20 protein-coding genes are annotated in these 21,540 nt (G+C 49.8%); all 20 read left to right on the top strand.

Annotation, left to right across the window (positions count from 1 at the left end; translation table 11 throughout):
* Positions 1–105 precede the first annotated feature (105 nt).
* The 20 genes from ADA01nite_RS06040 (at position 106) to ADA01nite_RS05955 (ending at position 21,518) form a co-directional block, all read left to right on the top strand.
* The gene (locus tag ADA01nite_RS06040; protein ID WP_146809062.1) at positions 106–1,182 is read left to right on the top strand and encodes a YpbB family protein; all 1,077 of its coding nucleotides are present in this window, start codon (positions 106–108) and stop codon (positions 1,180–1,182) included.
* Positions 1,146–2,735 (top strand): RecQ family ATP-dependent DNA helicase, encoded by a 1,590-nt coding sequence (locus ADA01nite_RS06035; RefSeq protein ID WP_146809061.1) that lies wholly within the window; start codon positions 1,146–1,148, stop codon positions 2,733–2,735. The genes ADA01nite_RS06040 and ADA01nite_RS06035 overlap by 37 nt, the downstream gene beginning before the upstream one ends.
* Before the next feature lie 22 nt (positions 2,736–2,757).
* On the top strand, positions 2,758–3,423 hold the full coding sequence (locus tag ADA01nite_RS06030; RefSeq protein ID WP_170230163.1) for a CPBP family intramembrane glutamic endopeptidase: 666 nt from the start codon (positions 2,758–2,760) through the stop codon (positions 3,421–3,423).
* Positions 3,404–4,117: a LysM peptidoglycan-binding domain-containing protein gene (locus ADA01nite_RS06025; RefSeq protein WP_170230162.1), complete on the top strand. Its 714-nt coding sequence runs from the start codon at positions 3,404–3,406 to the stop codon at positions 4,115–4,117. The genes ADA01nite_RS06030 and ADA01nite_RS06025 overlap by 20 nt, the downstream gene beginning before the upstream one ends.
* A 277-nt stretch (positions 4,118–4,394) precedes the next feature.
* On the top strand, positions 4,395–6,062 hold the full coding sequence (locus ADA01nite_RS06020) for a DNA repair helicase XPB (RefSeq protein ID WP_146809058.1): 1,668 nt from the start codon (positions 4,395–4,397) through the stop codon (positions 6,060–6,062).
* A gap of 149 nt (positions 6,063–6,211) precedes the next feature.
* Entirely contained in the window at positions 6,212–7,117 is a 906-nt protein-coding gene (locus ADA01nite_RS06015; RefSeq protein WP_146809057.1) for an NAD(P)/FAD-dependent oxidoreductase, read from the top strand.
* Positions 7,118–7,607: 490 nt separating this feature from the next.
* Positions 7,608–8,612 carry a 2-oxoacid:acceptor oxidoreductase family protein gene (locus ADA01nite_RS06010; protein ID WP_146809056.1) on the top strand — a complete coding sequence of 335 codons (1,005 nt, stop codon included), beginning with the start codon at positions 7,608–7,610 and terminating at the stop codon, positions 8,610–8,612.
* 23 nt (positions 8,613–8,635) lie between these two features.
* Positions 8,636–10,951: a thiamine pyrophosphate-dependent enzyme gene (locus ADA01nite_RS06005; RefSeq protein ID WP_146809055.1), complete on the top strand. Its 2,316-nt coding sequence runs from the start codon at positions 8,636–8,638 to the stop codon at positions 10,949–10,951.
* 456 nt (positions 10,952–11,407) lie between these two features.
* Positions 11,408–12,208 (top strand): GTP diphosphokinase, encoded by an 801-nt coding sequence (gene yjbM / locus ADA01nite_RS06000; RefSeq protein ID WP_146809054.1) that lies wholly within the window; start codon positions 11,408–11,410, stop codon positions 12,206–12,208.
* Between the two features lie 131 nt (positions 12,209–12,339).
* The gene (locus ADA01nite_RS21930; protein WP_170230161.1) at positions 12,340–12,477 is read left to right on the top strand and encodes a hypothetical protein; all 138 of its coding nucleotides are present in this window, start codon (positions 12,340–12,342) and stop codon (positions 12,475–12,477) included.
* A 205-nt stretch (positions 12,478–12,682) separates the two neighbouring features.
* A complete protein-coding gene (locus tag ADA01nite_RS05995; protein ID WP_146809053.1) occupies positions 12,683–13,279 on the top strand; it encodes a genetic competence negative regulator in 597 nt (198 codons plus the stop codon).
* Between the two features lie 423 nt (positions 13,280–13,702).
* Entirely contained in the window at positions 13,703–15,007 is a 1,305-nt protein-coding gene (locus ADA01nite_RS05990) for a Glu/Leu/Phe/Val family dehydrogenase (RefSeq protein WP_146809052.1), read from the top strand.
* Positions 15,008–15,134: 127 nt separating this feature from the next.
* Entirely contained in the window at positions 15,135–16,127 is a 993-nt protein-coding gene (locus ADA01nite_RS05985) for a YpdA family putative bacillithiol disulfide reductase (RefSeq protein ID WP_146809051.1), read from the top strand.
* Positions 16,128–16,234: 107 nt separating this feature from the next.
* On the top strand, positions 16,235–17,194 hold the full coding sequence (locus tag ADA01nite_RS05980) for an asparaginase (RefSeq protein ID WP_146809050.1): 960 nt from the start codon (positions 16,235–16,237) through the stop codon (positions 17,192–17,194).
* A 162-nt stretch (positions 17,195–17,356) separates the two neighbouring features.
* Positions 17,357–18,055, top strand: a complete 699-nt coding sequence (gene prsW, locus ADA01nite_RS05975; RefSeq protein WP_146809049.1) for a glutamic-type intramembrane protease PrsW — start codon at positions 17,357–17,359, stop codon at positions 18,053–18,055.
* Positions 18,052–18,219: a hypothetical protein gene (locus tag ADA01nite_RS21925; RefSeq protein ID WP_170230160.1), complete on the top strand. Its 168-nt coding sequence runs from the start codon at positions 18,052–18,054 to the stop codon at positions 18,217–18,219. The genes prsW and ADA01nite_RS21925 overlap by 4 nt, the downstream gene beginning before the upstream one ends.
* 179 nt (positions 18,220–18,398) lie before the next feature.
* Positions 18,399–19,754, top strand: a complete 1,356-nt coding sequence (gene ypeB, locus ADA01nite_RS05970) for a germination protein YpeB (RefSeq protein ID WP_146809048.1) — start codon at positions 18,399–18,401, stop codon at positions 19,752–19,754.
* A 58-nt stretch (positions 19,755–19,812) separates the two neighbouring features.
* Positions 19,813–20,004, top strand: coding sequence for a hypothetical protein (locus ADA01nite_RS05965; RefSeq protein ID WP_146809047.1), 192 nt, complete (start codon positions 19,813–19,815; stop codon positions 20,002–20,004).
* A gap of 231 nt (positions 20,005–20,235) precedes the next feature.
* Complete coding sequence (gene cmk / locus ADA01nite_RS05960) at positions 20,236–20,907, top strand: (d)CMP kinase (protein WP_146809046.1); 672 nt, start codon at positions 20,236–20,238, stop codon at positions 20,905–20,907.
* A gap of 5 nt (positions 20,908–20,912) precedes the next feature.
* Positions 20,913–21,518, top strand: coding sequence for a lysophospholipid acyltransferase family protein (locus ADA01nite_RS05955; protein WP_146809045.1), 606 nt, complete (start codon positions 20,913–20,915; stop codon positions 21,516–21,518).
* Positions 21,519–21,540 lie beyond the last annotated feature (22 nt).

The raw sequence follows: 21,540 nt of genomic DNA, 5'->3' as shown, positions 1-21,540 counted from the left end.
ATGAACAGGCTGCAAAAACATCTCTTCCTCTCCACCCGGGAGAGCGCTACACTATAAATAGGTACAGTAACTACTTACCCGAATGTAAGGAATGAAAACATAGAGATGGAGAATCGATTTGAAGAAGGCCTGTTTCTCGTGGCCGCCGCACGTTTTCGCGGCGAGCGGACATCGCAGGCCATCGTACATTTGCTCAGAGGACGCAAAAACAACCAGGTCATCGCCGACGCGGCCCTTTTTGGCACATCGATGCTGTACGGCATAATGAGAAACGTGTCCGGCGAGGCTGTGCGGAGTCGTTTGGATGCGCTTATCGAGCGCGGATGGATCGAGGTGCACCAGGGAGAAAAAGAGCAGGTCTACTGTTCCATGACAGGGAAAGAAGAGTTGCGGAAGCTGAATGCTGAGTTTCGGTATGAGGCTTGTCTCTCGGCGGTTGCTTCCGTCCATGAAAAAGTGCGGGCGGTGCGCTTTTGGAAGAAGTTTTCCCTTTTTATTCAAACGCTTTCACATCTTATCGCCCAGGAGACATTGTTTTATCCTGTAGTGGAGCAGCGGGAGCTGCAGCAGGAAGTAAAACGGGTTATTATGTCATATGCGGACAAGCGCAGCCTGGCATTACAAACGAAGCAAGAGATCGCTCGCTGGATGGGAGAAGTAGAGGAGGAAGAGCGTCAGATTATCCTGCGCCGCCTAAGTGGAAAAGCGAGAGCAGGCCTGACATACAGGCAACTGGCAGACGCGATTGGAACGGATGAAGGAGCCGCGGCTCTGCATATCATTAGATTGGCCGCAGAGCAGCTTGCGCGCCTGGCTTCCGGTGCCTATCCGGTGTTGTCGGAGCTTGCTGACAGCCGGGCGGGCGAGGCGATGTTGACCCGGACGGCACAGCAGACAAAGGCGTTGCTCGATATGGGCTATTCATTTAAAGAGATTGTAAAGCGGCGCAGGCTTAAACCCGGCACAATCGAGGATCATCTGGTTGAAATTGCCATTGCCGACCCCTCCTTCGATATTAGTCGGTTCGTATCCCGGCAGAAGATGGATCGAATTCACGCAATTATGCGGGAGAAGGGAACAAAGAAAATCGGGGAAATCAGACGGGAGGCGGGTGAAGAATATAGCTATCTTGAGATTCGCCTTGCATCCGTGCGTGCGCCCAGGGGAGGTGGACAACCATAGAACAAGCACAAGAACAGGCGCTGCATGCAGCGCTTAAACGTTATTTTGGATATAATGCATTTCGGGCCGGACAGCTTGATATTATGCGCTATCCGCTTGTGGGTGAGAATGCGCTCGGCATCCTTGCGACCGGTGGCGGCAAATCGCTGTGCTACCAATTGCCCGCACTGCTGTTCCCCGGGATGACTGTCGTTATCTCGCCGTTGATCTCGCTGATGGCGGATCAGGTGCGCCAATTGCGGCGCAGGGGCATTCAGCATGCGGAATATATTAACAGCACACTTTCGATAGGAGAACAGCGTTGGAAGATGCGCCAGGTTATGGAACGGAAAGTGAAGATTTTATACGTGTCCCCGGAAAAACTGCAGCAGGAAGCGTTCATGGAGCAGCTCGTGCATATCCCAATTTCATTGTTTGTCGTCGATGAAGCGCACTGCATTTCTCAGTGGGGCCATGATTTCCGCACCGATTACCAGCGGCTGCATGCCTGTATTCGGCAGCTGGGAAATCCGCCGGTGCTGGCGCTCACGGCGACGGCGACCGAAGCGGTGCAGCGGGACATCTGCCGTCAGCTTGCAATTCCTGCAGACCATATTGTGCTGCAGTCGATCAACAGAGAGAATATTTGCTATGATGTAGCATTTCTCTCCGATGAACGGGAGAAGGAAGCGGTTCTGTTTGAGAAATTGCGGACGTTGAAAGGTCCGGGCCTGGTATATTTCCGTTCGCGTAACAGCACGGAACGCGCGTTTTTGCAGGCACAGGAGCACAATATCGGGCGCTGTGCGTTTTATCATGGAGGCATGGGGGCGGAAGACCGGATGTTGATTCAGCAACAATTCATAAATAATGAACTGGATATCGTTTTCGCCACGAACGCATTCGGCATGGGAATCGACAAATCGGATATTCGTTTTGTATTGCATTACCATGTTCCGCCGGATATTGAATCGTACTTGCAAGAAGTGGGGCGTATAGGCAGGGACGGCGCACCTGGGTATGCTTGCCTCTTATCGACGCCTGACGACGGAGTGCTGCCCGGGCAGCTTATCGCCGAAGAGTATCCGGGCGAGAAGCAGATATGTGGATTTACAGCATTCCTTAAACCTCATCGCGGCCAAACTATACAGCTAACCGAACAGGAAGCCCTGGAGCGGTGGGCGCTTGAAGTTCAGCATTTGTCCATTCTGCTCTATCATATGGAACGGATGGAATGGATACATCGACCCCGCCGCTCGAAAGAAGGGTGGGAGTTCGAAATCTCTTCGTCATTCCCGGAACAGTGCGGGGAGCTTGTCGGTGCGGTTTTCCGCCGCCGTAACGAAAGATATGATAAATTAGAGGAGATGCGGAACTGGCTTTCGAAAGCGACATGCCGCAGGGAAGCACTGGGAAGGTACTTCTCTCAGGAGCACCGGACGGCGCTTGCCAGTTGTTGTGACCGGTGCGGTATTGATATGAAGCTCTATGAACGACAGATGCCGGATGCGGTGCAGCCACAGGAACGATGGGACTGGCGGCGTGAGCTGGATCTTCTGCTTCCGGTTTCCTGACACCAAAGAAGGGAAGAGCAAAATGGATCCGCGATATGCACATTTGGATAGTCGAACGCTGGCGCTAAACGTATATATTTCCCAGGCGATTTTGTTTGTCATAGGACTTGCAGGGCTGTATTTTTTTTATATTCGTCCGGGGGTTGATTGGATAGGACGATTTCTTGCCCCTCATATAGCAGATGTATTTGTGTACGGTACACTGCTTGCGCTTTTGGTGGTGGCAGTGGAGATTGTCTTGATTGTCTGGCTGCCGCCGGAGATGTTTGATGACGGAGGATTAAACGAGCTGTTGTTCCGTGATTTGCCTGTCTGGCACATCGCACTGGTATGCCTGGTGGTAGCGCTGGCGGAAGAATTTCTGTTCCGTGCTGTTATCCAGCCGGGGTTGGGCGTATGGTGGACAAGCGTGTTATTTGCGCTTGTACATGTGCGCTATCTCAAGAAGTGGGTGATGATGGCCGTCGTATTTTTAATCAGCATGCTGTTCGGGTGGCTGTTTGATAAGACGGGAACCGTCTGGGCTGTAGTGTGGACCCACTTTTTAGTTGATTTTATTCTTGGATGTTTTGTAAGAAAAGGATGGTTTTTCTCGCCAAAGGAAGGAGAATCCTTACAAAAAGCGAATAGAGAAGAGAGAAATGAAAACAAAGAAAATGGGGATGCCGATGAGCGAGAAACAACGTAACCATTCGGATCAGTCTGATGCGCTGCGAAAGCTGGTAGAGCGGCAAAATGAAGCGGAACAAAGCGCGATAGAGCCACAGGTAGAACGGCCGAATAAAATACCTACCGGTACGCTGCCGCCGCGCAGTACCGTGCACAGAAAGCCGCCTTTAAATCTTACACCGTATTATTATATTGCCGGCGTTTTGCTGCTGCTCGTGATAGGCGGCCTTGTTTTCTTGTGGTACGCGGCGCGAAGCGAGCCTTCCACGGCCCAGCCGCAGACCCAATCGAAAGCGTCTGAAACCGGAAAGCAAGCCCCGGCCAAAGACGGTCAGACGAAGACACCGTCTTCTCCTGCGCCTTCACCGCAGGCCAAACCGGCCCCGGCGAATCCGGGTTCGTCTCAGAATCCGGCCGGATCGCAGGCGCAGACTTCGGGAAGCGTAAAGCCTCCTGCTGCGCCGCAGACATCTTCTGCCAAAGCGACAGCACCGCAGAGTTCCGCAGCAAAACCGGCGCCTGTTGCAAAAAAAGCCCCGGCGAAGGCGCAAAAGCGAATTCTGCGTCATAGGGTACAAAAAGGCGATACACTATATAAAATTTCTGTCATGTATTACGGAACGGGAAAATATCAATTTTATCTTGCGCGTTACAACGGGATTCAGAATTTATACGCCGGTACGGTACTAAAGGTGCCAATCCCGCCCCGGTAAGAGAAACAGACGCCGTCTGGCGCCTGTTTTTTTCTGTGAAAATCGTGAGGAAAGAAGGAGAAGAGTGAGGAAAAAAGAGCTAAGGAAGAAAAAGGCGTTCGCCTTTTTCCCCATTGAAATCCTCTCCTCCTTCTTTCCTCTCTTTTCCTTCCTACCCCAAAAGTCAGCCGCCCTTCTCATGATTTTCATGTCGGGATTGGGCTAAAAAGCCATAGTAGTTATATTTTTGGATACACTACACCCAAAAGGAAGTTCTGGAAGAGAAGGAGAATGGAATATGTCGCAGATGGAAAATCCGCTAATTGTCCAGGGTGATCGCACGCTGCTTTTGGAAGTGCGCCATCCAAAGTACAGTGAGGTTCGCGATGCTCTGACACCGTTCGCTGAATTGGTCAAGAGTCCTGATTATGTTCATACCTATCGTCTAACTCCGCTGTCGTTGTGGAACGCAGCCGCACTTGGCCTGCATGCTGACACGGTGCTTAATGTGCTGGAGCGGTATGCCAAATTCCCTGTGCCCGCTCCCGTAAAAAGTGAGATTGTCCGGACAATGTCGCGCTTCGGTCAACTGCAGTTGTTTGTGCGTGAGGGCGAGCTTGTGCTTTCGGCGGCCGGAGCACAAATCATGGAGGATATTCTAAGCTATGCATCGATCGCTAACTTAATCGAGCGTCGGCTGTGCGAGCGCGAAGTAATCGTACCGTTTGCCTGGCGTGGCGTTATTAAGCAATCCCTGTTAAAACTCGGCTATCCGGTTCAGGATATGGCAGGCTACACAGACGGAGAGCGGGTGGAGATGGAGCTTTGCAAACAGAGGGGCTTTGCGCTTCGTGATTATCAGGTAGCAGCGGTGGATGCATTCTACGCAGGAGGCAGTACATCCGGAGGAAACGGGGTGATTGTGCTCCCTTGCGGCGCCGGCAAAACATTGGTTGGCATTGAGACGATGGTACGGTTCGGCATGGCGACACTCGTGCTTACCAGCAGTACTACATCGGTGAAGCAATGGAAAAGCGAAATACTGGCTCGTACCACACTGACCGAAGAACAGGTCGGAATGTATACCGGACAGGAAAAACAGGTACGTCCCGTCACCATTAGCACATACCAGATGATTACACACCGGACGGCGGAGTCGGGAGAATTTCCGCATCTGTCGCTCTTTCATGAACGCGACTGGGGGTTGATTATTTACGATGAAGTGCATCTGCTGCCTGCCCCGGTGTTCCGCATGACCGCTGATATCCAGGCGAAGCGCCGCCTTGGCTTGACCGCTACGCTGGTGCGTGAAGATGGCCGCGCTGACGATGTGTTCAGTCTCATCGGTCCCAAAAAATACGAACTGCCATGGCGGCAGCTCGAGGAGCAGGGATTCATTGCAAGTGCGGTATGCACCGAGATTCGTGTACCGCTGTCAGGCTTATTGAAGGCAGAGTACATGGGCGTGAGCGAGCGGCGGAAGTTTCGTATCGCCGCCGAAAACCCGGACAAGACTCCGGTGGTCAAAGATGTGCTGAAACGGCATGAAGGGGAACAAGTTCTTGTTATCGGCCACTACGTATCGCAATTGGAAGCGCTGGCGAGCGAGCTGGATGTGCCGTTGATTACAGGAAAAACATCCCAGGAAGAGCGAGAAGTGCTGTACCGAAAGTTTCGGCGCGGCGATATCAGGACGCTCGTCGTATCACGTGTTGCGAATTTCGCGATTGATTTGCCGGATGCAAGTGTGGCCGTGCAGGTCTCCGGTACGTTCGGTTCACGTCAGGAAGAGGCGCAGCGGCTGGGAAGGATTTTACGTCCGAAAAAGGATGGCCGGACGGCTCACTTCTACTCGCTCGTCTCGGCGGAATCAAAAGAAGAACAGTATGCGCACAGGCGCCAGATGTTTTTGGTTGAACAGGGATACCAGTATCGCTTGCAGGTTCTCAAACAAACATCCTCATAAACAGAGCAAAGAAACGGGCAAGAGATAAATGCTTCTGCCCGTCATTGTGTCACAAATTTTTCGATGAATTCTCCTTGTGAAAGCGGTGCAGAATGGGCAAACCAAAAGGAGGAACTTATTGCGTACCATGAGGAGGAGAGAACTACCCTATGTATGATTGTGCGATTATTGGAGGAGGCATCGCCGGTTTGCAGGCGGCCCTGCAGCTCGGCCGCTATATGCATCGTGTAATCGTGATTGACGCAGAAGGCGGACGTTCAAGCCTGGCACGGCGCTATGGTAATATTCTCGGGTTTCCTGACGGGGTCAGCGGTCCGGAACTTCGGGAGAGAGGGCGCGTTCAGGCCCAGAAGGTCGGAGTCGAATTTATGGACGGAAGAGTAAGCGGCGCACGAAAAAGGGAGGAAGGGTTTAAATTAAAACTCGAAGACGGAAAAGAAGTAACGGCCAAGCGGGTGCTGATTAGCACCGGCCTGACTGATAGAATCCCGGATAATATCGAAGGGCTGCGTCGTGTACTCGGCACGGCGATCTATGTATGTCCGGACTGTGACGGGTATGAAATTCGCGATACGAAAGCCGTCGTATTGGGCGCAGGGAACGCCGGAGCGGCCATGGCCTGCGCGCTTCGTTACTGGACGGATGACTTAACCTATATCAACCATGAGCCCGAAGGGAAGTCTGTATCAGAGCATTGGAAGGAGGAGTGTGCCAAGACTGGCGTGAATATAGTCAGCGGTCCCGTGCTTGAGGTGCAGAGCAAAGAAGAGGGTGTCCTATCCGGCATCCGTATAGCGAACGGTCAAGTCGTCAAAGCGGAAAAGGGATTCATCGCATTTGGCGGCAATAAGGCCGAATCTGACGTTGCCGCCATGCTTGGCGTAGAACGATTGGAGAATGGGCACATCCCGGTGGATGGCCGAACAAAAGAAACAAATGTGCGCCACGTCTGGGCTGCGGGAGATGTGGCGGCGCATTCTCAACTTCTGACGGTAGCGATTGGTGATGGTGCCCAGGCCGCGATATGGATTCATAAAAGCCTGCAGGAAGCATAAAAAGCTTGGCGCGGAACCATCACATCACCTTTAGTCGTGTGGAGTGTCAAAACAGCTTCTGTATAAGTACATTATTTCATTGTTATATTACAGTTTTCGAAGATTCAGGTAAAATCAGAGTCCGGCAGCGCCGGACTTTTTCTTTTGTCAATTATACAACGTATAAATAGTGTTAATTTATATCTGTTTTATAATATTTTTTAGTTCTGTATTATAACTGTAAAATAAATACCTCGATATGAGGGAGAATTATAAATTCAATTTTATCAATAAAGTAAGCGCTTTAAAAATAATAAGGGGAGTTTAGAGAAAAACAATGACAAACTGTTGCTTTAAAAAAATACACCTGTTATAATTTATTTGAATCTAAAATGCAAGACAATTCTAATTTTATAGTTGGTTATACGGACTATGGGTTTTTCTGGGGGAAAGATGTGTTTCAGGCAGAGCGATTGTCTGTTTATGTATGTTGAGATGGGGAGGAATAGAAATGTCGATACTTCCAAAGAAGAACGAACTTGGTTTTTATGAAATTCGTCTGGAATCTATCGGAGGGTTGGGAGCCAACCTGGCGGGGAAAATGCTGGCGGAAGCCGGTGTGCTGGGACTGGGGCTTAACGGAATGAACTTTTCTTCGTACGGTTCGGAGAAAAAGGGTTCGCCGGTAAAAGCGTTTATTCGCTTTAGCGATCCGGACGTGCAGATTCGTGCCGCCAGTCCGATCGAGCGGCCGCACGTGGTCGGAGTGTTTCATGAAGCGCTGTACAAAACGGTAGATGTCGTGTCCGGATTGGACGCACATGGTATCGTACTGGTTAATACCACACGTGATTTCGATGAAGTAAGGGAAGAACTGCATCTTGAATACGGTACGCTGGCGCTCGTCGACGCGCTCGGCATTGCCGTTGAAGAGAAAACAAAGGTCAACACCGCCATGCTCGGTGCGCTGTTCAGAATCTGTGACTTCCTTGATCCGGAAGCAATGCGCGCCGTTATTCGCAAAACGTTCGAGAAGAAATATCCGCACCTGGTGGAGCCGAACTTGCGCACGTTTGACCGCGGCTATAACGAAGTAGCATTTAAATCCTATGAAGTGCCGGAAGGATCGGCAGGCAAGGAATTCGTCCGACCCGAGCCGCTGCTTGGCTATGAAACTCAGCCGATTGGCGGAGTGATTGTGAATCCCGGAAACAGTATCCTGAAAGATTTGAGCGCAAGCCGCCAGGGCTTCCTGCCGGAATATCACGATTCGAAGTGTATTCATTGCGCAGCCTGCGATACGGTTTGCCCGGATTTTTGTTTTGTATGGGAAGAGGGCACTGACAAGAAAGGGCGTCCCCAGATGTTTTTGTCAGGCATTGATTATCAGTACTGCAAAGGCTGTCTGAAGTGTGTGCAGGCCTGTCCGGTGGAAGCGTTGACCGAGATGCGAGAAGAAATTGGCTATGCCGAAGAGCATCGTGTACCGCAAAAATTTATTCTGGCCGCTAATTAATCAGGAAGAGGGGATGGATTAGAATGGCAATCGAATATAATACAGAAAAAATGGCATTGGATAGTGCGGCGAAAGAAACGATGCCGGAGCAGAAGCTGACGTTTGAATCCGGCAATGAAATGGCGGCGATGGCGGCCGCTCAAATCAATTATCACTTAATGGGGTATTTCCCGATTACGCCGTCTACGGAAGTGGCGCAGTTTCTTGACGCGATGAAGACGCGCGGCGAGCATGATATCGTGCTGATTCCGGCCGATGGGGAACATGGTTCAGCCGGGGTTTGTTACGGTGCGGCCGCAGCGGGCGGACGTGTGTTTAACGCGACCAGCGCAAACGGTTTCTTATACATGATCGAGCAGCTTCCGGTACAGTCCGGTACGCGCTTCCCGATGGTAATGAACCTGGTTACCCGTGCAATCAGCGGTCCGCTTGACATCCGGGGCGACCATTCGGATTTATATTACGGGCTTAATATCGGTTGGCCGATTCTTTTGGCGCGTGACCCGCAGGCGGTATATGATATGAACATCATGGCATTGCGCGTAGCCGAGCATGCGGATGTGCGCCTTCCGGTAATGGTAGCATACGATGGCTTTTTCACGTCACACCAAAAGCGCCGTGTGAACTACTTTGCCGACCGGAAGACAGTACAGAATTTCGTGGGCAAGGTGCCGTCCGGATACGTGCATGCACTGGACCCGGAAAATCCGGTGACCATCGGACCGTACATGAATGACCCTGATTTAATCAACAACAACTATCAGCAATCTGAAGCAATGTACCGCGCCGGCGAAGTGTTTAAGCAGGTAGCGGCAGAATATGAGAAGATTTCGGGGCGCAAATACGAAGTGCTCGATCTCTATCGTATGGAAGATGCGGAAGTAGCGGTATTTCTGCTTAACTCCGCGGCCGAGACGGCGAAAGATGTGGCTGATCAGCTGCGTGCCAAAGGCATTAAAGCCGGGGTTATCAGTCCGAACATGATTCGTCCGTGGCCGGCGAAAGAAATTCAAGAGGCTTGTAAAAACCTCAAGGCCATCATGATCGGGGAGCGTGCCGATTCCTACGGCGGACATGGCGGCAATCTTACACACGAATTAAAAGCGACGCTGCAGGAAATCAAAGGCAACGAAACGATTGTAGTGAGCCGGATCTTCGGTGTCGGCGGCAAGGACTTCTACCATGATGATGCAGAGGCGTTTTTCGCCCTGGCCATGGAGGCGGCCGAGCTGGGATATGCGCCGGTTCCGTTCGATTACTTCGGACATACGCCGGGCAATCCGGAAGCAGCACCGAAGCGGGTATTAAAGCCGCTGCACGGCGATGCGTTCAAATCAGGACTGATTCACGTGACACCGAACGAAGAAACTGGCAAGCTGGACGTGAAAATTCCGCCGCTGCGTGCGCTCACAGGGAAGCCGAAGCGCATTGCGCCGGGGCATGGCGCTTGCCCGGGCTGCGGGATTTTTCCGGGATTGGAACTGTTCTTTAAAGGTATTGAAGGCGATATTGTTGTGCTGTTCCAAACCGGTTGCGCAATGGTTGTAACGACTGGATATCCATACAGCTCGCATAAGCAGACATACATTCATAACCTGTTCCAGAACGGAGCGGCAACGCTGTCCGGTGTGGTAGAGATGTTCCACGAGCGCAAACGTCGCGGTGAAATCCAGGTAGCGGATGACTTTACATTTGTTATGGTTACCGGCGACGGCGGTATGGATATCGGAATGGGACCGGCAATCGGTACGGCGCTACGCAACCATAAGATGATTATTCTTGAATATGATAACGAGGGATATATGAACACCGGCAGTCAGCTGTCGTATTCGACTCCGATGGGTCATATGACGTCGACATCCAATGTCGGCAAGATGCAGGGCGGTAAAGCGTTCCACCATAAAGACACAGCGCAAATTATGGCGGCCACTAACATTCCGTACGTATTCACGGGTACGGAAGCATTCCCGCAGGATTTGCTAAAAAAGGCAGCCAAAGCCCAATGGTATGCACAGAACGTTGGCATGGTATACGGAAAAATTCTTATCGCCTGTCCGCTCAACTGGAAATCCGCCGATGAACAGGGTCGAAATATTGTTGAGGCCGCCGTCAATTCCTGCTTCTTCCCGCTGTATGAAGTGGAGAGGGGTGTGACGACCATTACGTACGACCCGGACGCAAGAAAGAAACGGATTGAAGTGAAGGATTGGCTCAAAATGATGGGCAAGACGAAGCACCTCACCAAGCCGGAGTATGCGGAAATGCTTGCTTCCTTCGCTAACGAAGTCGACCGCCGCTGGAATCGACTGAAAGCCAAGCACGAAAACGAATATCTATAAGAAAGTCAGGACAAGGCGCAAGGTTCGCTGTTTTTTCCGCCGGGAAGGAGAAAAAGCTCGCGTTTTGCTGCCTGAACACCCGCCAAACATCTGGGCCTCTCGAAGAGAGAGACAGTGGCGGGTCTTTTTTCTGTGAAGATCATGAGAAAAGAAGGAAGGGGAAGAGGAAATAAGATCCAGGGAAGAAAAAGGCGTTCGCCTTTTTCCCATTGAAATCATCCTCTCGGTCTTTTCTCTCTTTTCTTTCATACCCCAAAAGTCAGCCGTCCCTTCTCATGATTTTCATGTCGGGGGTGCGGCTGAGACGCCATGGTGGTTTTGTTTATCTGTAATATTTTTCGTGTTTTATCTATATAGTATATAGAGAGGGAGCAGGCTGAATTTCACGATTTCTTTTTGAGGAGAATATGGTAAAATACAGAAGGATAGCGGCAGTTGAAGGGGGAAGACAGTCTGGTGGATGATAGAAGCTGGGAAGAATTCCTGATTCCTTATGAGCAAGCGGTTGAGGAATTAAAAGTGAAATTTAGGGGTATTCGCAAAGAATTAAAAAAGAGAAATGAATATTCGCCTATCGAATTCGTAACAGGTCGCATCAAAAAAATTTCAAGCATTTTAGAAAAAGCGAACAAGCTGGGTATTCCGTTGGATCGTCTTGAGGAAGTGGAAGATATTACCGGAATCCGGATTATGTGCCAGTTTGTACAGGACATTGACCGGGTTGTGGAACTGGTTCGCCAGCGCAACGGCAAAGATATGACGATCGTCTACGAGAAGGATTACATAAAAAACCAGAAGCCGAGCGGCTACCGTAGCCATCATATTATTATTAGGTACCCTGTCCATACTGCACAGGGCGAAAAAGAAATACTGGCCGAAATCCAAATACGGACATTGGCGATGAATTTCTGGGCAACCATCGAACATTCGTTAAATTATAAATACGAAGGCAATATTCCTGAGGATATAAGAGAGAGACTGCGCACAACGGCTGAAGCTTCGTATCTTTTGGATACGGAAATGTCCGAAATTCGCGATGAAATCCGTGATGCCCAACAGATGTTCGAATACAAATCAAATATCGTTTCCCGTATTCTGCAGGGAATCCAAAATTTATATCAGCGCGGGTTCGTTGTAGAGGCGACAGAATTTCAGAACCGGTTTCGCCAGATGCGGGCACGAGGTGACGTGGCCGAGCTGAGACAGCTCTCCCGTACGATTCAGGCGAAGATTCAGGAGGTGAGAACACTCGATTAATATCGAGTGTTCTTTTGCTTTTCCTCCGTTGTAATCAAGGAAAAACGTACAAAGACGGAGAGGAGGATATAGAATAGAGCCGGACTGCCCATACTAAGAAGAGGATGCACTCATTCAAGGAGGATAAGCCGATGCTGAGTCAAGATGAAACGAGAAAATATTGCGAAGACGAGCCGAATTCCTATGGTGCGGGGATGCTGCTGTCCTTCATTCTTGGGGCTTTAATTGCAATTGCGATGGTATGGGGAATCTCTATGCTGGAACTATAGGACGAAAAAATGCCGCCACGCGAGTGTAGAGAAGAAAGGCCGCGCATTCTGAGATAAGAGGCGGCCTTTTTTTGTCTTCTAAGGCCTTGTACCTTGCTTTGACTCCATGTTATCATTAGAAAAAATCCTATTATTTTTTGAACAAAAAAGAATCCTGCAACGTATTCTAAATACTACCACCGAATTTGCGGAGGGAGGGGTCATAATGCGCGTTGAACGTTTGAATCAGGATAAAATAAGGATCTTCTTAACATTCGATGACCTGATCGAGCGGGGAATTGAAAAGGATGATATGTGGCGTGATATTCCAAAAGTGCATGAACTTTTCAATGACATGATGGATCAGGCCCAAGATGAAGTTGGCTTTACAGTGAATGGACCTGTAGCGGTCGAAGTATTCTCCCTGCCGGCTCAGGGCATGGTCGTAATCGTAACACGCGGCAAGACCGAGGCGCATGATGACGCTGAGGATCTGGACTACGATGATATATATGAAATGCAAGTCACATTGGAGGAGAGCGATGATGTGGTGTATGTGTTCCAGGACTTCGAGCATTTGATTGAACTGGCTCACCGCATTAACTCCAAGGTGATTGACGGGGGCAGCGCATACGCATATAACGGACGCTACTACCTCGTATTCGAAGAAGTTGATATGGAAAAGGAAGAATATGACGATTTTATTGCAGTGTTATCAGAATACGGAGAGGCTTCAACTCTGACCAAGCACGTCCTGCAGGAGTACGGCAAAGCAGTAGTGGAGAGCGATGCGGTAAAGGTTCTCTGCCGTTATTTTGACTAATATAAGTATACAGATAGAGCGCATGGTATTCAGCCGTGCGTTTTTTCGTGGTATAGGAAAGTATATTTCGCTTTACAGTGATAAAGCAAAATATACTTTCCCTCCATTCGTAAGCGAGAAAAAACTCGCGAGGCGTGTGCCAAACGTTCCTTTTTCCTTGTGGAGCGTGTGAAGCGGAGGGAGACAAAGACCGGCAACTGTCTCCCTCCCTGAACGACCCGGATGTTTTGTCGGTCCGACCGGAGCGACACAAAGCGGCTGTTTGGCTTCTTTGAGGAAAAAGGACGAGCGGCAACGCCCGCGAGTTTTTCTCATTTATTTTAATAAAGAAAAAGCCAGCTTTACACCTTCCAAAACGTAAGAGAAAGAGGTATACTTGCTATGTCTTGACAGACTGATGAACATTTTTTGAGGTGGTAAAACATGGGAGAAAAAGACGTGGTAACCGAATCAACAGCGACTGCGAATGGGAGCGCAGCGCAACCGCAAGAGAATCTGGATGTGTTACAGTCTACACAGACGGTCATTGCTGAGGCCCTTGACAAATTGGGGTATCCGAAAGAGATGTATGAACTCTTGAAGGAACCGATGCGCATGTTGACTGTACGTATTCCGGTGCGGATGGACAACGGCGAAACAAGGATATTTACCGGTTACCGGGCCCAGCATAACGACGCAGTTGGGCCGACGAAAGGTGGCGTTCGTTTCCACCCGGAAGTAACAGAAGATGAAGTAAAAGCGCTTTCTATCTGGATGAGCTTAAAATGCGGCATTGTTGATCTACCCTATGGCGGCGGTAAAGGCGGAATTATCTGCGACCCGCGTGAGATGTCATTCCGTGAGCTGGAACGCTTAAGCCGCGGTTATGTACGTGCGATCAGCCAGATCGTTGGGCCGACGAAAGACATTCCGGCACCGGACGTATTCACTAACTCGCAGATTATGGCGTGGATGATGGATGAATACAGCCGGATTCGCGAATTTGATTCCCCGGGCTTCATCACGGGTAAGCCGATTGTACTGGGCGGATCGCAGGGGCGTGAAACCGCGACAGCCAAAGGAGTTACTATTTGCATCGAAGAAGCGGCTAAAAAGAAAGGCATCGAACTGAAAGGCGCACGTGTTGTTGTGCAAGGATTCGGTAACGCAGGAAGCTTCCTGGCGAAATTCATGCATGACGCCGGGGCAAAAGTTATCGCGATTTCCGATGCATATGGCGCGCTTCATGACGAAAACGGCCTGGACATTGAATACCTGCTCGATCGCCGTGATTCGTTCGGTACGGTAACGAAGCTATTCAGCAACACGATCAGCAACAAAGAGTTGCTTGAGCTGGATTGCGACATTCTTGTGCCGGCTGCAATCGAGAACCAGATTACGGCTTCGAATGCGCATAACATCAAAGCAAGCATCGTAGTGGAAGCGGCGAACGGTCCGACAACGCTGGAAGCAACTCGCATCCTGACTGAGCGCGGCATTCTGCTCGTGCCGGATGTACTGGCAAGCTCCGGTGGCGTAACGGTATCGTACTTCGAATGGGTGCAGAACAACCAGGGATACTACTGGACGGAAGAAGAAGTTGAAGCTCGCCTGCGTGAAGTACTTGTGCGCGCGTTCGACAATGTGTACAACACGCATATGACGCGCGGCGTCAACATGCGTCTGGCCGCTTACATGGTAGGCGTACGCAAGATGGCGGAAGCGAGCCAGTTCCGCGGTTGGGTATAAGAATTGAAATAGATGAAGAAAATCCTCTACAATATGGATTGTAGGGGATTTTTTATTGAGAAGGAAAAAAGGAAGAGGTAAGGAAGTTTAAATATCACATTTTGTGAAAATAGGAGTGAGAGGAAAGATGGAACAGGTTATTATTATCGGAGCCGGACCGTGCGGCATGTCAGCGGCGGCCGAGCTGCAGAATAAAGGGATAAACCCGCTCATTATCGAGAAAGGCTGTATCGTTAATTCTATCTACGGATATCCGACTTTCATGAATTTCTTTAGCACGCCGGAGCTGCTGGAGATCGGAGGAATCCCGTTTGTTATCTCGCATGAGAAGCCGACCCGTCAGGAGGCGCTTACGTATTATAGAGAAGTGGCGGCGCGCCGGGAGTTTCGCATTCACACGTACGAAAAAGTGGATGCGGTAGACAAACAAGAAGACGGCACATTTACGGTACGGACAACCAAAAGGAACGGAGAGCACGCTGAGTACCGAACCCGCTTCGTTGTTATTGCAACCGGCTACTACGACAACCCCAACTATATGAATATTCCGGGCGAGGATTTGCCGAAGGTATCGCATTACTTTAAAGAGGCGCACCCGTATCAGGGGATGAAGGTGGCGGTCATCGGCGGCAAGAACTCATCGGTTGATGCGGCGATGGATCTGTATCGTGCGGGTGCCGATGTAACCTGGATTTATCGCGGCAGCGAATATTCACCGTCCATTAAAGCTTGGGTGCGTCCGGTGTTTGAATCGATGGTGAACAAAGGCTGGATAAAGGCGATGTTTGGCACAGAAGTGAAAAGTATCCATGAGGATCATATCATAGTGGAGCAGGACGGACAGGAAATGAAACTCGAAAATGATGCAGTATTTGCGATGACAGGGTATCGTCCGGATCGCACATTCTTTCATGCGCTTGGTGTTACGGTTCGTGAAGAAACGGGAGAGCCGGAACACAATCCGGAGACGATGGAGACGAACGTGCCGGGCGTGTTTGTTGCAGGCGTTATTGCTGCGGGCAACGACGCGAACGTAATCTTTATCGAGAACGGTCGCTTCCACGGCGGTATCCTTGCCGAAGAAATTGCCCGTCGGACAGCGGGATTAACGGTTAAATAAAAAGCGAGACAGTTATCTGGACCGACAGAGCGGATGCTTTTGTCGGCTTTTTTGTGTATACTTACAAACGAATAGCTTCACAATACATACAGTAAGTGGAGGTACTTATGCCAAAAGTGGTTTTGCTGACAACAGGCGGTACAATTGCCAGTAAGCCAAACGAGCGCGGCATGCTGGCATCGGGTGAAATTACCGGTGAAGAGTTAGCGGAGATATGCAACCTGCCGGGCGACATAGAAGTGCAAGTCGAATCCGTATTTCAGCTTCCATCCATGCACATTGGGTTCATGGAGCTTTTGATATTAAAAGCAAAAATCGAAGAGGTGCTTGCAGATCAGTCCGTCGATGGTGTCGTGGTAACGCACGGCACAGATTCAATGGAAGAAACGGCATACTTTCTTGACCTCACCATAGACGATGAACGTACGGTCGTCCTGACAGGCTCACAGCGCTCTCTTAGTGATTTAAGCAATGATGTCTACATAAATATACGGCATGCTATTTACACGGCTTGTAGTGCCGATTTACGCGGATCAGGAGCGGTTGTGGTGTTTAATGAACGCATCTTCTCCGCTCGCTACGTGAAAAAAGTCCACGCATCCAACATTCAGGGTTTTCATTCATTCGGGTTTGGTTATTTCGGCATCATCGACAATGATTGTGTATCCATATACCAAAAGCCGATCAACAGGGATATATTTAAGATTACAAAGACAATTCCTGCTGTTGACATTATCAAGTGCTATGCTGATGCAGACAGTAAGTTTGTGTATGCGGCCATTCAAGCAGGTTCAAAAGGTATCATACTTGAAGGGGTAGGCCGTGGTCAGGTTGCGCCGAAGATGATGGAAGGAATCGAGGAAGCCGTTCGCCAAGGCATTCACATTGTCATTACCACAAGCGCGGAAGAAGGTCGTGTACACACCACATACGACTATTTAGGGAGTGCCTATGACCTGTACAGCAAAGGTGTGATACTCGGCAAGGATTATGACAGCAAGAAAGCCCGCATACGGTTAGCAGTTATGCTGGCAAGCAATGTAGAAGATATAAAAAGTGCGTTTTAACCTGGCAAAAGATCGTCCGACAGACCCTGCCAGCATAGGCGCTGTTTTTTTGCTGTGTCCTGCATATTTGACATGATAACCTTCATCAATAATATTTCTTTCATCTATGTTCCATGGTACGATGAGGTAAGGAGATCCGGAGAACAAAGGGAGTCGAATGCTATGTTATCCACCTTGGGGGCAGCACTGGCCCCTGGTATTGCTATTTTGAGTTATTTTTATCTAAAGGACAAATATGAAACGGAACCGCTTCATATGGTTGTCAAAAGTTTTATCATCGGTATCCTGCTTGTTTTTCCCGTGATGGTTGTGCAGTTCGGATTCCAGGAAGAACTTCATCTCGGCGTATTTTCGCAATCGTATTTTTTGGCAGGCTTTCTCGAAGAGTTTTTTAAATGGTTCATTATTTATTATACGGCATATAAGCATGTGGAATTTGATGAGCCGTATGACGGTATCGTGTATGCGGTGGCGGTTTCGCTCGGTTTCGCGACGCTTGAAAACTTTTTCTATCTGTTAGAGCATGGTGTGTCTACCGCATTTTACCGGGCCCTGCTGCCGGTATCGAGCCATGGATTGTTCGGTGTATTGATGGGATACTACCTTGGCAAAGCGAAGTTTTTGTCTGTTCCGCGCAGAAAGCGCATGTATTTGGCACTAAGCCTTGCGATTCCTGTGCTTTTGCACGGAACGTACGATTTCATTTTGATGGTAGGCGGTACGGTTTGGCCGTGGCTGATGGCTCCGTTCATGCTGTTTTTGTGGGCGATTGCCATTCGCCGCAGCCGTGCTGCGCTGGACAGGTCTATTGCTGCCGCTTTTGGGCGACACTATGAACAAGAGGAGGCGGAAAAAATATGACAACCGAGTACGAACGGTATAAAGTCACCATTTACTGCCTGACCTGCGGCGAGCGCTATGTGCTGCGCGGAATACGCGAAAACAACGGGAAGATTGAGACGGGGTTTAAACAATGCATCTGCAGCAACGACCGGAATTTCCATATTCATTCCGAACCGCTGTAAAGCTTTTTTCTGCGAAATTCTTTCCTCTCTTTTCTTTTGTGCGACAAAATTAAGCCCTCTTTCCCATGATTTTCATGACGGGGTTGCGTTGAAAACCATGGTGGTTTTTTGTATAAACAAGCATCTCTTTCCTCACACTATTACCAAGAATGATCGTAATTAGGAAAGGTGATGCGGATATGTATTGGAAAATCGCAGGTGTGCTGGCGCCGATTCTTGCCATAGGGGCTATCGGTGTCGGTATGTGGGGTTACCAGGAGAATCAGGAAAAAAACTCGGTGCTAATTAAAGCGGAAAACCAGTATCAGCGTGCGTTCCACAATTTAAACTATCATATAGACAAGCTGCAGGACGAGCTGGGTAAAACGATTGCCGTTAATTCTCGTCAACAGCTAACGCCGAGTCTGACGAATGTCTGGCGTCTTGCTTATTCTGCGCAAAGCGATGTAGGACAACTCCCTCTGACACTTATGCCATTTAACCAGACGGAAAAGTTTCTTGCCAATGTGGCTGATTTCAGCTATCAGACAGCAGTTCGCGATCTTCAAAAAGAGCCGTTAAGCAACAAAGAGTACAAAACGCTGCAGGCGCTTTATCGGCATTCCAAAGAAATTCAGAGCCAATTGCAGACCGTACAGACAGCGGTTCTCAGCAAACAGCTCCGCTGGATGGATGTTGAATCGGCGCTTTCGACGCAAGAAAGACCTCAGGATAATACCATTATCGACGGCCTTAAAGTTATCGATAAAAACGTTGAAGGCTATAAGGATGTCGATTTCGGTTCGGGCATCGGAAGCCTGAATGCGACACGCAAAATGAAGATTCAAGCCATTAAAGGTACGCCGATTACTGCAGAAGAAGCGAAGCGAAAAGCATTGGCGTTCACCAGAATCACGCCCGAACAGTTAAAAGAAATCAACGTGGTGGACAATGGGAGCGGGCGGGAGTACGAATCATTCAGCGTGCACATGGTTCGTAAAGCCGATCCTGCCCCGGTTAACGTAGAAGTGGCCAAGAAAGGCGGTAAGGTGGTTTGGGTACTGGACGAGCGTGACGTTCATGCGAACGTAAAGAAGCTAAACATCGAGCAGGCGAAGAACTATGCGGACAAGTATCTTGAAGAGCGAAATTATCCTTCTATGGAGGCGGTATCCTATGATGAATATGGAGGGCTTGCGGTATTCACGTATGTCTACAAACAAGGGGATATCCGCGTGTATCCGGATATGGTCACTGTGAAGGTAGCGCTTGATAAAGGCGGCGTACCGGGATTTCAGAGCGAAAGTTATCTTCTAAATCATAAAGCGCGTGTGCTGCCAAAGCCAAAGCTTACGGAGGCGCAGGCCCGTGCGAAAGTGAATCCGAGCTTGAAAATAGAGGAAACGCGTCTTGCCGTCATTGAAGACGATCGGGGGCAGGAAGTGTTCACCTATGAATTCTACGGCGGTCTTGGACAAGATCGCTACCGCATCTATATTAATGCACTGACCGGAGATGAAGTAAAAGCGGAGAAAATTAAGGCAGTTGCCTTGTAAGGAAGAATAGGGATCGGGGGGACGGGCGATACTGGTGAAAACGGAAGGAGGGGTCCGGATGAAACGAACCGAAGAGACAGCTTATGAGAAGCGTTTCACCCGCCTGGCCGCCTGGGTGGAGAAAGGACTTATTATAGCCATTGCGGCCGGGTGGTTGTTGCTCGTCGCAAGCCAGTTTCTGCTCACATATGACTCGGTCCGCTATTGGCTTGTCGATACGGTACGGCTGGAAGGCATTGCATCGCCTTAAGGCCTATGTTACTATGGAGATAATTGAATAGCATGGTTATCACCATACGTGAGTGCATGATAGCAATAAAAAGTTACGCATCAAATCAAATAAAAGGAAAGAAGCAGGCACGTCCTGCTTTTTTTGTGAAAATGAATAGAGATAAAAGATGAAGAAGCAAGAGGCTGGAGGGGAAGTTCCATCCTTGTAGCTTCTACTTTCTTCTTTGCTTAGTTAGGGTGGGATAGTACTGTGAAAATTGCAATTGACGGACCGGCCGGAGCCGGCAAAAGCACCGTAGCGCAGCGGGTGGCGAAACGGCTCGGCATGCTGTACGTTGATACCGGGGCGATGTATCGGGCTGCAACGCTTACGGCCCTTACGCGCGGCTGCTCGATTGAAGATGAGCAGTGTCTGCGTGATTTGCTTGATACGATTGACTTAACGCTTGAAATTCATGACGGAATGCAGCGTGTATATGTGGACGGCGAAGATGTGACCGAAGCGATTCGTTCCCTGGAGGTTACACGGCGTGTCTCGACGGTAGCCGCGCATCCGCTTGTGCGCGAGAAGCTGGTGGATATGCAGCGTCGGATTGCCAGCCGTAAAAACGTCGTAATGGACGGTCGGGACATCGGCACATCGGTGCTGCCGGATGCCGAACTGAAAGTCTTTCTTACCGCTTCTATCGAAGAACGCGCACGGCGGCGTCTGCAGGAGCTTGAGCAGAAAGGTGTGAAGGCCGAATACGGTGAATTGCTGCGTGACATTGAAGAAAGAGATCGTAAAGACAGTGAGCGTGAGATAGCGCCGCTAAAACAGGCGAAAGACGCTGTGCTGGTTGATACGACCGGATGTAGCATTGATGAGGTGGTAGACCGTATCGTTTGTCTGCATCGGGAAAAAATCGGGGAGAGGACGTAAGTCGCATGGAAAGCAAAACATATCCGTTTTTTCGCGCCATATTCCGCGGCATCTTTGCAGGACTGTACCGCTGGCGCGTAATCGGACAGGAGAACATTCCGGACGGGGAAGGACTTGTTCTCTGCGCGAATCATATTAGCAATTGGGATCCAATCCTGCTCGGCTGTGGTACCCACCGTCAAGTGCATTTCATGGCGAAGGCGGAGCTGTTTCGGATTCCTGTCATCTCCTGGCTTATTACTGACTTTGGAACTTTTCCGGTTAAGCGTGGTGCCGGAGACCGTCAGGCGATCCGCAAGTCGCTTGAGATTGTAGACGAGGGGAAAGTGCTCGGCATCTTCCCGGAAGGCAGGCGTAACCGGTCAGGGGATGGGACCGTCGGCAAAATGCTGCCGGGAGCTGCGATGATTGCACTCAAATCTAAGGCGCGGGTCGTACCCGTCGCAATCATCGGTCCGTACCGTCTTTTTGGACGTGTAACGATTATTTATGGAAAACCGATTGATTTGAACGAAGCGGTAGCGGGCAAGGAAAATGCGGAGCGCACCCAGTATGCTGCCGAAATCATTCAGCATGAGATTCAAAAACTGTTGGATATACATAAAAAGTAAGCATAACTTTCGGTGTTATTTT

The sequence above is a fragment of the Aneurinibacillus danicus genome (genome assembly GCF_007991215.1).
GTDB classification, from domain to species: domain Bacteria; phylum Bacillota; class Bacilli; order Aneurinibacillales; family Aneurinibacillaceae; genus Aneurinibacillus; species Aneurinibacillus danicus.
The sequence above is the reverse complement of the archived record's forward strand: the minus strand, read 5'-3'. Positions and strand labels throughout refer to the sequence as shown.